The sequence below is a fragment of the Cyclobacterium sp. SOCE241 genome (assembly GCF_056867545.1).
Window position 1 is genome coordinate 961,815 of sequence record NZ_CP149779.1, and the last position, 12,794, is coordinate 974,608.

Here is a 12,794-nt window from a genome sequence, read left to right on the forward strand (position 1 = left end):
AAAGGGAAAAAATATATTTTTTTGTCTTGAAAAATCAAAGTAATTGGAGATTGAACTTAATCTCCTTCACTTAAATTCATTTCATCCAAAACCTTTTCAAATTTGCTAATTATTTTCTTTTCTTTTTTATTTAGGTCATTTTTCTTCAAGGCATCCTTTTCATACAAATCTTCTTTAAGATTATAAATTTCTCCATTTTGATACAACTTATATTTGGTGTCGTGAACAAATGTTCTTGGAGCAAATTTTCCCCAATTAGGATCATAATGGCAAAAAACCCATTCCCGAACCTCCCTAATATTATGCTTACCAGTGAGTTGTGGATAAAAACTGATTCCATCAGTAAATGACTTTTTATTTTTAGCCCCGGCAACATCCATTAACGTAGGTACAAAATCTGTAAAATCTATAAGGTTATTATTGACACTACCTTCTTTAATTGTTCCCGGCCAGTAAGCAATCATGGGTACATGTGTGCCCAAATCATTTGTATAACCTTTATTTCCCCTCAACTGCTTTCCATTCACAGTAGACACCACATCTCTGTCTGTTCCATTGTCCCCAATAAATAAAATCAGGGTGTTTTCAGCAATTCCTAAATCATTTACTTTCTTTATTATTCTACCAATCAAATGATCCATATGTGTTACCATGTTAGGAAATAGTTCCGGATCGTTTAGTCGGGTTTTTGGATCATAGGAGGCAAATGCATTTGATGCAGGAACAGGCTCAAATGGATCATGAGTCAAGACCATTGGGTAATATACAAAGAATGGTTTATTGCCTTGGTCTTCCATAAAATCTTCCATATAATCCACAAACAAGTCCGGACCGTACTTTCCTTCAAAGAATTCCACTCCTGTCTCACGGCTATCTAATAATGGATCTTTATACCTGGAGCCAAGGTCCTTGACCTGCCAAAGTCTGTATTTATCAAAGCCGGCATCAAGAGGTAGGCTTCCTCCTTGCCCATTGGCCAATTTTCTTTGTACCTCATTTCCATAAAGCTGCCATTTGCCAACAATACAAGTAACATAGCCTTCCGCTTTTAATAGATGTCCAAAAGTTGTTTCTTTAGGATCCAAAATCCCAAACCCCAGGTAATTCCTAAAATTATACTTTCCAGTCATTAACTGAACCCTAGATGGAGTACACAATGGCATAGAGTGCGTATTTTCAAACTTCATGCCTTTCGAAATCATTTTATCAATTTGTGGGGTTTTGTTAAAATCATTGCCATATGCTTCCAGTGCTTCGTAACCCAAATCATCTGCCATGATCAATATAATATTTGGCTTATCTTGGGCATTTAGGAGGGTTAATGAACAAGAAATAAGAATTAAAAGTACTAGTGCATTTTTCATATTTATAAATGAGTTAATCTTTAACAATCAGGATTTATATTGACTATTTAAGTTGAAAGGTAATACTTTTCCCTGCATATTCTTTTTCAGGCATTTTAAGGGTAAAAAATGTTGTATTCGACTGCTTGTTTTTAATGGCACTAATGTTTTTATTTAATACCTTATATAGTCCATCGAGCGTAAATGTTATTTCTTTCAATTTTCTAGTTGGGTCCGAGATGGATATGGAGTGCACCTTTCCATGGTTCAGTTGAAGCAAAATAATACCTGCACTATCCATTTTCAAATTTAATTTATTTTCTAATAGTAAGTTCCCGGATTGATAGAATACTGCCTGCACTTCTTGTTCTTCCTTATTCTTTACCGCCTGAAGTTCTTTTGTATTGGATAATATGGAATAAGGGGTTCCGGATACATAGAGGGATTTTAACTCACTTTCTGAAATCTCGGGAAAAACCATATAAATATAGCTTCCATTTTGTGGATTCACTCCATGGTCAAACCATATTTTCAATACTTCTCTTGAGACGATTTTGTTTGATATGTTTTTTTGATCTGTAATATCAGACCATCGACCTGTTTCTACTTTGTTTGTTACATGTACACTGCTTTCTACAGGAAACAAATAGCCTATATTTCCATGGTACAGCCATTTCAATTGCCTAAACTTATGATTTCCATCAGGTAGTAGTTCAGCTTTTTTTCCAGTTTCCAAGGTGCTTATTGGAGATCTAATCAGCACCTGATCAACGGTAGTAGCCACTGGTAATCCTTTGTCCCCTTTAATGCCTGTTCCTAAGCAAACATAGCTTTGGTCAAAAAAGAACCAAGCTTTTTGGCTTTGGTACCATCATGGGGGCTGGTGAAATCAAAACCTACCGCACCATTTTGTCCATTTTCTACAGCACCTACAAAATCCATGATTCCTGCCTTTTGTATACTTTCACCATCATGTAATTCCGGTTTTTGTAGAATGGTAGTTCCGGATATTTTTTGCCAGTCGTAGATCGGCCAAATATTATGGTATTCATCTCCTTTGAGCATCAGGTAATTGGTGCCATCGGCCCTGTGGTGGGTAGTTATTCCCGGCCCGTTATAAGGTTTTTCCATATTCTTATTTCTACTGGAAAACATTCGGACAGTGGTGTAATAATTGGGCCTTTGCAAAACAAAGTGTTCAGAATGCCAAAAATACTTGGCAAAGGATAGGGTAGGAGTGACTTCCACTTTTCTCAATTTAATAATTTCTTTTAATTCTTTACTTCGATAAGAAGTACTTCGTAGCAATCGTTCTATCTCCAAAGTCCCTTTAGCTTGGAAGGTAGACCTGTTTGCAATGCTCCTATTCTTTACGCTTATGTCTTCGTATACTCCAAAAACTAACTGCTTATAAACCCCATCCAGGTAATAATCCACCAATTGATTGATTTTATCTTTATCAAAAGCATACTTGGTACCTGCCACATAATCACACCATTCTCCAAAGGCATTGGCATATTTTCCATAACCATAAGAAGTAGTATTGTTAACTCTGTCAATCCTATGGTGGAAACTATAATCATGTTGCATCCCACGTTCACCTGTGCTGAATTTTATCTCATTTGCTATAATTTTAATAATCTCTTCAAAAGTTGTTTTGTCTTCGATAAAGAGCAAGTTTTTAGCTAGAATCCCGGCAATTACAATTCGATCTCCACTAGGTCTGGCTCCGGAAGCATTCATGTTGGCCCTACTTATAATAGGTTGCGCTCTATTTACTAGTTCCGCCGGTAATTTTTCTCCTATAAGTAGCATTAAATTAACCAAGTTTCCCGGGGTTGTTATTTGGTTATTGTGCCAGTTATCCCCCACAAAATCATTTTCTACCCAAAAATTGGTAGCCAATATGATTTTATTCAATAAAACTTTATTAAGATAATAAGGATTCCCTTCTGTTTCGTGGGCTTGAGCTAAAGTTACCAATCCGGCCGTGTGTTTTCTTTGAGGAAAACTTGCTGTTCTACTTAAATCCTCATAATTAATATACTTAAAACTTCCATCCGATTGAATGTTATTCATTAGTCTTGAAACTTCTTCGGCCTTTATCGGATTGCTTTTCAATTGTGAGACTATTCTTTGGCGGATTAACCTTATCTCATCTACCTGAGCCCATACCTCAGTACAATAAAGTAAAACAAAAATTATTTGAATAATGATAATAGGCTTTTTGGGTAAATTATTCATTGGCATTATTTCAAGAGATTAATAGGAGTAATTTCATTTATTGTAATTTTTCGAACTATTTGGCCAAACGATATAAAAGATTACTCGAAGCATTCGGACAAATAAATTGAGATGCAAAATACTATATTGCTGTTTTAGGTTGATTAGCCTCATAAAGCAATGGGTAGTCTTGATACTTAATCATAAATTTTAAAATTATATATTTTTACAAAATTTCAATTTAGTTAAATTCTCATCTCATGCAATAGGTTTAAGTGTGGTTTTATCAGAGGAATACATCCGATATAACAAAAAAGTGATGGATAAACGCCATAATTCATTAAGAACCAATTGCTAAAGGTTAAAACTAAATGAGCATATATAGACAAACTATCAGGTATTGTTAATTCCAAGGCTTCTAAATACGTGTGTTATTTTTTGAACAATGGATAAAGGTTTTCGGTTGAAATGGATCCATCAGTTGTAGTAAAAAAATGTAGCACATTTATTGCATTTTGTATGTAAGTTTTTAGTTCTAAAATGTACCCATGAGAAAAAGAAATACCCGTTTTAACCCAATAGTTCTTTCTGCCCTAATTATTATAGCCTTGTACTTTTTAGTTTTGGGGTTAATGGCGGCCCAAAAGTTTTGGCTCCATTAGTCCTGGCTTGGGTATTGGCCTTGTTGGTATATCCCATTGCTCAACTTTTGGAAAAAAAGGCTTACACTGTCTTTTAAGTACTTCTTTTGTAGTGGGGGTAGTATTTGTTGCTTTTATAGGGATTTCCGGTATAATATCTTTGCAAGTAAGGTCATTTTTAGAGGATGCAGATGTGATGAAAGAGCGGTTAAGCCCCGTAGCACAAAAAGTTGAGCTGTTTGTATTGGCGCATACTCCCTTGGAAAGGAGTAAGTTGGAAGCTTACAAAACAACATATGGATTAAATGATGATGCTGATAGACCTACGGGAAAAGTTACCTCACCGGAAGTAGCACAAGAAGAAGCATTCTTGATGCTTGGAAAAGTATTGGGAACCGCAGCCGATTTTTTATTGATGTTTGTCTACCTCTTTTTCTTTATTCACTTTAGGCATATGTTTTATACTTTTTTTATTAAGTTATTTCCTGATTCCATTAAGAATAATGTAAGTAGGGCAATGAATGACTCTGCTCGGGTAGTAAGACATTACCTGAATGGCCGATTGATATTAATGGTGATCCTTGTTGTGCTTTATAGTTTAGGGATGTGGATTTCTGGTGCGGAAGATTTCTTTCTGATTAGTTTTATTGCCGCTTTTCTTTCACTGATTCCATTTATAGGAAACATGGCCGGATATGTTTTGGCACTTTTTATAGGTTTGCTGTCAGGAGGTGAAGTATATACCTTGGTAGGAATTACTGTCACTTTTTTAATTGTTCAATTTCTGGATTCTTACGTATTTCAACCCATTATATTAGGCAATAAGGTAAATGTACATCCCTTTTTTATTATTTTAGCGGTAATCATTGGTAATGCCATATGGGGAATTATAGGAATGGTTTTATCTATCCCAATTATTGCCATTATCACTGTTATTCTCCGAGAAACACCAGATGCCAAGGCTTTTACCTATTTGTTAAGTAATGGTGATGATAGAAAAAAGTAGGTGATAGCAGTGGATCGATCAAACCTTGAGTTAAATTGCAAACTATTTTTAAAAATATTAGCCTTAAAGACCGTTAAGACACGTTTTTATAATGAAAATTCCAAGCCTCGTTACTATAAAAAAGGAACTCAAACAAAGAAATGAAGCTGAATTGGTAGATTTGATTTTACAATTGAGCAAATTAAACCGAGACAATAAAGCTTTTTGTACTTTCAACTTTTTGAAGGAGATAACCATGAATTATATTTAAACATGGTTAAGGAGGAACTTGAAGAAGCCTTCCAGAAAGCTAATATGAGGAGTTATTACACAGCCAAAAAATCAATTCAAGCTATCCGAAGGTTGATGAATAAAAACTTGAAACTTAACAAAGACAAGGTGACAACCCTCGAAGTTCTTATTTATTTTTGTGAAAACTTAATTGGATATGGTTATCTGGGATACCATCATCCTGTCATTGATAATCTTTATTCCGCACAGGTTAAGAAAATGGAGAAATTAATCTCCGGTTTGCATGAAGATCTTCAGTTTGATTACCAGGGAACCTTGCATCATTATCAAAATTACATTCGATAATAAACCTAATCGCCCAACCAAAATAACCAATCTCATGAAGTCCATCTATCAATTTGTATTGCTCTTATTTGTTTCTTTTCAGGTTTTTGGACAGGAAAATGCAACAGATTTCCAATACAGTAGCCCTACAAAAGAAAAAGTAGACGCTAAAGGAATATTATCGTTCTTAGATAAGGTGGAAGCAAGCGAACATGAACTGCATAGTTTGATGATTTTGCGGAGAGGAAAAGTCATTGCTGAAGGGTGGTGGGAACCTTATGGTCCGAAATTAAAACATACCATGTATTCTGTCAGCAAAACGTATACAGCTACAGCCATTGGACTTGCTGTAAATGAAGGGCTGATTTCAGTTGAAGACAAAGTAATAAAATTCTTCCCTCATTCTCTGCCTGAAAAAATCAGTGATAACCTTAAAAACTTGCAGATTAAACACCTATTAACAATGAGTGTTGGGCATGCAAAAGATTATACTTTTTCTATTGTGAAAACCGAGGATTGGGCCAGTTCATTTTTTGCTGTACCAATAGTTAATCAACCGGGAGAGCAATTTGTTTACAACACCATCGCCACTTATATGTTGTCTGCAATCGTGCAAAAAGTTTCTGGGCAAACATTATTGGAGTACTTACAACCAAGACTTTTTAAACCACTGGGAATAGAAGAGGTAGATTGGGAAATGAGTCCCCAAGGCATTAATACCGGAGGTTATGGACTTAGGGTAAAAACGGAGGACATGGCCAAATTAGGACAACTTTTTTGCAAAATGGGAATTGGAACGGACAACAAATATTACCGGAAAGCTGGATAAAAGAAGCTAGAAGTTTGAAAATACTTCAAAATCCTGAAGCAAGTAAGGAAGATAAAGCCAATAGTGACTGGCTTCAGGGTTATGGCTACCAAATGTGGAGAAGCCGCCACGAATCTTACCGTGCAGATGGGGCTTTTGGGCAATATATCTTAATATTACCCAAACAGGAAGCCGTTATTGTCATTACTTCCGAAACCTCTAATCTTCAAGCCTTACTAAGTGAGGTTTGGAACCATATACTGCCTGCTTTTGATAGTGAAGGTAATATTTCGGATGATTTGGCTTTACAAAATCGCCTTGAGAACCTTTCTCACAAACCTACAATTGGCGTTGAAAATAGATTGATGGAAGGATTACTGGATGAAAAAAGCATTGCTATTGAGGATAATGGGAGAAGAATTGAATATTACTTTGATTTTCAGGGTAATAATTTGGAAATAAATTCTATTGAAGATCAAAAAAGCCAAAACATAAGTTCCGGTAAAGAGGTTTGGGTTGCAGGAATGACGGAAAGAAAACAGCCTTATCTGGTTTCTCAGGCCAAGAATGCCTTAAATGGGCTTGCTCCCCATAAGGTCTTTTCTAGTTACCATTGGGAAGATTTCCAAACTCTTGTGATTGAAATTAAATACATAGAAAGTCCTCACACCGAAACTATTAAATTTTACTTTGACGGGAAAAAGGTAAATATTGAGACGAGAAGTCTTGCCAATAGAGGCAAAAGTAAGGTATTTCAAGGTATTCTAATTGAATAATGGATTCATTGCATCTTGAATTAAGTGGGGCCAATTTCCAGTGGTTAATATTGTATTCCTAAATTAACACCCTAGTAAAGATCAAAATTGACGTTTTTTTAGCCTAAGTGTTTGATATAATTTCCATTAACTAATTTCTCGTCCGTCAATTGAGGTTAAACCAAAAATAGACAAGGGACAATCATTTGCGTACAGAAATCCCTTCAAAATTGGCTATTTCGTTGCAGTTTTCAATTTCACCCTAGCAGTGCTATGCTATAATTTCCAAACAGTCAGATTTTCTTGGTCTTGCAACACCTCCCGTAAACATGGCAGAGGCTTCACTCCTGACAATTGTCAAGGCGGAGAAATCCTATTACATAATCCGGATTAAAAACGGCTTAATCTATAGGTTAAATGCACAGTGGTATGGACTAATTTTGAGGTTATGCCATCCTTTTTTCGCAAAAAAATTCTCTCAATTCAAATTGTTTGTAAAAAATCCGCTGCGTTGACAGTTATTTTTTTGTTACTATTTTTGTTTAATGTTACTAAAAATGTATTTTTATAAAAAATAAGTAACATATATTTTGACCAAGAAAACTAAAAGCCAATTGGCGATTTTAAAAGCTGCCAAAGATTGTTTCTGGAAGTACGGAATCAATAAGGTTACCGTAGAGGAAATATGTGCAAAAGCTGGTGTAAGTAAAATGACCTATTATAGAAGTTTTGCCAATAAAAAAGTTGTCGCCACCTTGGTGTTAAAAGATGTTATTTCCAAAAGCGAACAATTGTATGATGAAATCATGGGTAAAGAGATTGATTTTCCTCAGAAAATCAAAGAAGTCATACTACTAGAACATGAGTTTTCTCGTGGCATTAGTCAGGAATTTATCCATGATGTGACCAACAATGAGGATGAGGAATTACAACAGCTGATGGTTGAAGCCAATAAAAAAGGCCAGCAAAAATTTATTCATCATATGAAAGAGGGGCAGAAGGAGGGGTGGATAAGAAAAGACCTGCATTTCCCATTTCTTATCCATATGATGAACGACATTAACATCAAATTAATGGATGAAAAATTAATTGCCATGTATGACAGTATCGAGGACTTAATCATGGAATTGGTAAATTTCTTTTTTTATGGCATTGTATCTCATGAAAAAATAAAATGAAGGTTTTAGTCTTTGTATTGATTTTAATTATTGTGTCCGCTAGGCCATCCAATGCCCAAAAGACTTCCTTTCATGGTCAAGCTTCGGTCGTAGGAAGTTTTAGTCCTAAAAATGATTTGCCATTTTTTCTTGGAACAAGGTATATCCCCGAATTTAGGCTTACAACTAAAATCGATTCCGTAAAAAATTTTGACATACTGGCTTCAGCAAATTTATCTAGTACCATCCTTTTTTCTGATTTTGAAACCTCTAATACTAATTTTAATTTAAACCCTTACCGAATATGGATAAGGTACAGTTCCAAGCAATTTGAGCTTAGGGTGGGGTTACAAAAAATAGATTTTGGATCCGCTACAATTTTACGTCCTCTACAATGGTTCAATCAGATAGACCCAAGGGATCCACTCCAATTGACCAATGGTGTCTATGGCATTATGGGAAGGTATACCTTTTTAAACAATGCAAATATCAGGATTTGGGGACTGTATGGCAATGAAAAGGCCAGGGGTTTGATGTCGTTCCTACCAGTAATTCGATTCCTGAATTCGGAGGAAGGATACAGCACCCTGTTCCAAAAGGGGAGTTGGCTTTTTCTTATCACCACCGGAGTGCAAATACCACAACCTTAGGTCATGTAAGTGCTTTAAATAAAATTCCGGAAAACCGGATTGGCTTAGATGGTAAGTGGGATTTGGGCATTGGCTTATGGTTTGAAGGAGTTTATATACATAAGGAAAAAATGTACAGAATTTGACAAACCAGACTTTACTAAATATTGGTGTTGATTATACCTTTCCTTTAGGAACTGGATTAAATGCGGTGCTCGAACATATGCAAGTCAATTTTGATGAAAAGCAATTTTCAGTAAACAATGGCATGCACATTTCTGCTGCTACTTTTATGTATCCCATAAGTTTTTTCGATAACCTGAGTACCGTTTTTTATTATGATTGGGCTTCAAAAAATACTAGTTTCTTCCTAAATTATTCTCACCAATTTCAAAAATTAACCGGCTACTTAATGGCTTATTATAATCCTGAAAATACACAGACCGGCATTCAACAAAATGAATTATTCAACCAGTTTCAAGGTCCCGGAATTAGGTTGATGCTGGTCTATAACCATTAAAAATATATTTATGGAAAATATCATTTCATTAGAACATGTAACCAAGAAATTTGAAGTTGGTGATGGTTACTTCACCGCTTTAAATGATGTTTCATTATCATTTAAAACCGGAGAATTCGCAGGATTTGTAGGCCCGAGTGGTTCAGGAAAAACCACACTATTAAATATCATTGGCTCCCTAGATAGTCCCACAGATGGAAAGGCAATGGTAATGGGAAAAGACATTGCTACATTAAGTCACAAGGCTTCGGCCAATCTAAGGAATCTCCACATTGGTTTTATTTTTCAGGTTTTTAACCTTCTTCCAGTATATACGGTCTTTGAAAATGTAGAATTTGCTCTGCTTTTGCAGGATGTACCAAAAGAAACAAGGAAAAAGGAAGTAATGGAAGCTTTAGAATGGGTTGGCTTAGAAAAGATGGCTCATAAAAAGCCTGACAAATTATCCGGTGGGGAAGGGCAAAGGGTGGCCATTGCCAGGGCCATGGTGAAAAAGCCAAAAATATTGCTGGCAGATGAACCCACAGCCAACTTGGACTCAGCCAATGCACATGCCATTTTGAAAACCATGAAAAATTTGAACAAAGAATTGAGGACAACCTTCCTGTTTTCAACACATGATGAAAAAGTCATGACTTATCTTGATCGTACGGTATCTTTAAAAGATGGAAAAGTTGTTTCAGATGTAATAAATAGCCAAACCTTTCAATCATGAAGTTGGCCTTAATACTTGCCTATAAAAATCTTATTGGTTCAGGTTTGAGAACCTGGCTGAATGTTGGGATTCTAGCCTTTACCTTTATCCTTATTCTTTTCTATAATGGTTTGTTGGATGGTTGGAATAACCAGGCCAAACGGGCTTCAATTGAATGGGAATATGGTTATGGTGAATTGCGTGCTGCAAACTATGATCCCTATGATCCTTTCTCCATACAAGATGGGCACCAATCTTATCAACCGGAGGAATTTAAAATGCTGACACCCATTTTGATTCGACAGGCCTCAATTTATCCAAATGGGAGGATGCTTTCTATTTCGCTTAAAGGGATACCGAATGATCAAAAGTTACTGAAATTACCCACATCATTTTTAAGCCCTGAGCAAGCTAAAATCCCTGTAATCATAGGCAAACGAATGGCAGCAACTGCCCATTTAGAAGAAGGTGATGAAGTTCTGTTGCGTTGGAGAGATAAACATGGAACGTTTGATGCATTGGAAGTAACCATTGTTAAAATTTTTGATTCAGATGTGGGTAGTATTGATTCCGGACAAATGTGGATAGCTTTGGCTCAACTTCAGGAAATGACAGGTTTAAAAGATAGAGCCAGCTATTTTGTCGCCAATAGTAATTATTCGCATCAAAAAAGAAACGGCTGGAGGTTTTTTCCCCAAGAGACACTACTGGAGGATATAAATAAACTAATTGCATCTAAAAAAATATCCGGTTCAATAATGTATTTATTGCTTTTGACCATTGCATTATTGGCCATATTTGATACCCAGGTGTTGTCTGTTTTTCGTAGGCAAAAAGAGATTGGCACCTACATCGCATTAGGAATGACACGTATGCAGGTAGTAGGTTTGTTTACAGTTGAAGGAAGTATGTACAGTCTTCTTGCCATGCTCATGGGAGCCCTGATAGGAATACCTATTCTTAGCGTTCTAGCCATCAATGGTATTTCATTTCCGGAAGTAACGCAAGGCATGGGAGTGACCATGGCTGAAAGGATTTTCCCTGTTTTTAGCCTTCAGCTAATTGCAGGTACAATGATTTTATTAATTATTTCAGCAACAATAGTTAGCTTTTTACCTGCTAAAAAAATAGCAAATATGAATCCAGTTGAAGCCTTAAAAGGAAAGTTACAATGATAAAATTTTTGTTTAAAGGGATTATTCGGGACAAAAGCAGAAGCATACTTCCAATAGTTGTCATCTCTCTTGGCGTATCACTTACCATTGTGTTAAGTGGTTTTCTAAGTGGTGCAATGACGGATATGATAGATCAAAATGCAAGATTTGAAACCGGCCATGTGAAAATCATGTCCAGGGCTTATGCAGAAAATAAAGATCAACTTCCCAATGATTTGGCTTTACTTGGGGTTGACAGTTTGGTTACTTACCTAAGATCCAATTATCCGGATTTACAATGGGTTGAAAGAATACGCTTTGGGGGCTTGCTCGATGCTCCTGATGCTGAAGGTGAATCGAAGGGTCAAGGCCCTGCTGCAGGAATAGCGATTAATTTGTTGGATGCCGCAAGTGGTGAAATAGAGCGGATGAATATAAAAAAAGCCATCGTCTCCGGTGAATTACCGAAAAATTCCAATGAAGCACTAATTGGGGATGAGTTTGCAAAAAAACTAAAGCTTACAATAGGAGATGAGGTTACCTATTTTGGTACCACAATGAATGGCAGCATGACATTCCAAAATCTCACTATCAGTGGTACTATTCGCTTCGGTATTGCAGCCATGGATAAAGGAGCCATTTTGCTGGATATTTCTACAGCTCGGCAAATGCTTGATATGCAAAATGGAGCCGGAGAAATACTAGGCTTTTTTGACAATGGTGTTTATAATGATAAAGCGGCTTTGGCATTGGAGAACTCTTTCAACAATCAATATGAGAGCAATCCTGATGAATATGCTCCCCGGATGTTTACGCTTCGCTCCCAAAACAATTTAGGAGACTTGCTGGATTATGCGAACAGTATGTCGGCCATTTTTGTGGTGATTTTTGTCGGAGCTATGTCGGTGGTATTGTGGAATACCGGACTGATAGGTGGGCTTAGACGTTACCAAGAGTTTGGAATACGACTAGCCTTAGGAGAGTCAAAAGGTAGAATTTATCGTTCATTAATGTTGGAAGCTACTCTTATAGGAATTATCGGCTCTATGATTGGAACAGGTATTGGTTTAGCTGGTGCTTTTTATTTGCAAAATTATGGAATCAACATCGCAGGTATGGTGGACAACGCCTCCATGATGATGCCGACGGTAATGCGTGCTAAAGTGTCGCCGAACCTCTATTTTATTGGTTTTATCCCCGGTGTATTTGCAATGGTCTTTGGCAATATGCTTTCCGGAATAGGGATATATAAAAGAGAAACAGCCACTTTATTTAAAGAGTTGGAAGTATAAAATTAAGATCTAAATTT

12 protein-coding genes and 1 pseudogene are annotated in these 12,794 nt (G+C 36.3%); 10 read left to right on the top strand and 3 right to left on the bottom strand.

All coding sequences use genetic code 11. The annotated features are described in order from the left end of the window. Positions 1–56: 56 nt before the first annotated feature. The 3 genes and pseudogenes from WG932_RS04525 to WG932_RS04535 form a co-directional block, all read right to left on the bottom strand. Complete coding sequence (locus tag WG932_RS04525) at positions 57–1,364, bottom strand: sulfatase family protein (protein WP_483087113.1); 1,308 nt, start codon at positions 1,362–1,364, stop codon at positions 57–59. A gap of 43 nt (positions 1,365–1,407) precedes the next feature. Then, a complete protein-coding gene (locus WG932_RS04530; protein ID WP_483088578.1) occupies positions 1,408–1,824 on the bottom strand; it encodes a polysaccharide lyase beta-sandwich domain-containing protein in 417 nt (138 codons plus the stop codon). Positions 1,825–1,863: 39 nt separating this feature from the next. Beyond that, a pseudogene (locus tag WG932_RS04535) lies at positions 1,864–3,593 on the bottom strand (polysaccharide lyase family 8 super-sandwich domain-containing protein); the annotation flags it as partial. Between the two features lie 642 nt (positions 3,594–4,235). On the opposite strand from WG932_RS04535, the gene WG932_RS04540 reads away from it, so the two are divergent. From WG932_RS04540 to WG932_RS04585, 10 genes are all read left to right on the top strand, one after another. Further along, positions 4,236–5,213, top strand: a complete 978-nt coding sequence (locus WG932_RS04540) for an AI-2E family transporter (RefSeq protein WP_483087114.1) — start codon at positions 4,236–4,238, stop codon at positions 5,211–5,213. Positions 5,214–5,417: 204 nt separating this feature from the next. Continuing rightward, entirely contained in the window at positions 5,418–5,789 is a 372-nt protein-coding gene (locus tag WG932_RS04545; protein ID WP_483087115.1) for a hypothetical protein, read from the top strand. Between the two features lie 34 nt (positions 5,790–5,823). Then, entirely contained in the window at positions 5,824–6,597 is a 774-nt protein-coding gene (locus WG932_RS04550; RefSeq protein WP_483087116.1) for a serine hydrolase domain-containing protein, read from the top strand. Continuing rightward, positions 6,546–7,352, top strand: coding sequence for a hypothetical protein (locus tag WG932_RS04555; protein ID WP_483087117.1), 807 nt, complete (start codon positions 6,546–6,548; stop codon positions 7,350–7,352). Before WG932_RS04550 ends, WG932_RS04555 begins: the two co-directional genes overlap by 52 nt. Positions 7,353–7,921: 569 nt before the next feature. After that, a complete protein-coding gene (locus WG932_RS04560) occupies positions 7,922–8,509 on the top strand; it encodes a TetR/AcrR family transcriptional regulator (protein ID WP_483087118.1) in 588 nt (195 codons plus the stop codon). Then, the gene (locus WG932_RS04565; protein ID WP_483087119.1) at positions 8,506–9,138 is read left to right on the top strand and encodes a hypothetical protein; all 633 of its coding nucleotides are present in this window, start codon (positions 8,506–8,508) and stop codon (positions 9,136–9,138) included. The genes WG932_RS04560 and WG932_RS04565 overlap by 4 nt, the downstream gene beginning before the upstream one ends. 121 nt (positions 9,139–9,259) lie before the next feature. Further along, a complete protein-coding gene (locus tag WG932_RS04570) occupies positions 9,260–9,637 on the top strand; it encodes a hypothetical protein (protein WP_483087120.1) in 378 nt (125 codons plus the stop codon). Positions 9,638–9,647: 10 nt separating this feature from the next. Then, positions 9,648–10,352, top strand: a complete 705-nt coding sequence (locus tag WG932_RS04575) for an ABC transporter ATP-binding protein (protein ID WP_483087121.1) — start codon at positions 9,648–9,650, stop codon at positions 10,350–10,352. Beyond that, positions 10,349–11,506 (top strand): ABC transporter permease, encoded by a 1,158-nt coding sequence (locus WG932_RS04580; protein WP_149393232.1) that lies wholly within the window; start codon positions 10,349–10,351, stop codon positions 11,504–11,506. Before WG932_RS04575 ends, WG932_RS04580 begins: the two co-directional genes overlap by 4 nt. Continuing rightward, a complete protein-coding gene (locus WG932_RS04585) occupies positions 11,503–12,777 on the top strand; it encodes an ABC transporter permease (protein WP_483087122.1) in 1,275 nt (424 codons plus the stop codon). The genes WG932_RS04580 and WG932_RS04585 overlap by 4 nt, the downstream gene beginning before the upstream one ends. The last annotated feature ends 17 nt before the right edge of the window (positions 12,778–12,794 follow it).

Excerpts from the sequence above, each read along its gene's own strand:
- WG932_RS04525 (WP_483087113.1), bottom strand. The coding sequence starts at position 1,364 with ATGAAAAATGCACTAGTACTTTTAATTCTTATTTCTTGTTCATTAACC.
- WG932_RS04530 (WP_483088578.1), bottom strand. The coding sequence starts at position 1,824 with ATGGTTTTTCCCGAGATTTCAGAAAGTGAGTTAAAATCCCTCTATGTA.
- WG932_RS04550 (WP_483087116.1), top strand. The coding sequence starts at position 5,824 with ATGAAGTCCATCTATCAATTTGTATTGCTCTTATTTGTTTCTTTTCAG.
- WG932_RS04565 (WP_483087119.1), top strand. The coding sequence starts at position 8,506 with ATGAAGGTTTTAGTCTTTGTATTGATTTTAATTATTGTGTCCGCTAGG.
- WG932_RS04575 (WP_483087121.1), top strand. The coding sequence starts at position 9,648 with ATGGAAAATATCATTTCATTAGAACATGTAACCAAGAAATTTGAAGTT.
- WG932_RS04580 (WP_149393232.1), top strand. The coding sequence starts at position 10,349 with ATGAAGTTGGCCTTAATACTTGCCTATAAAAATCTTATTGGTTCAGGT.
- WG932_RS04585 (WP_483087122.1), top strand. The coding sequence starts at position 11,503 with ATGATAAAATTTTTGTTTAAAGGGATTATTCGGGACAAAAGCAGAAGC.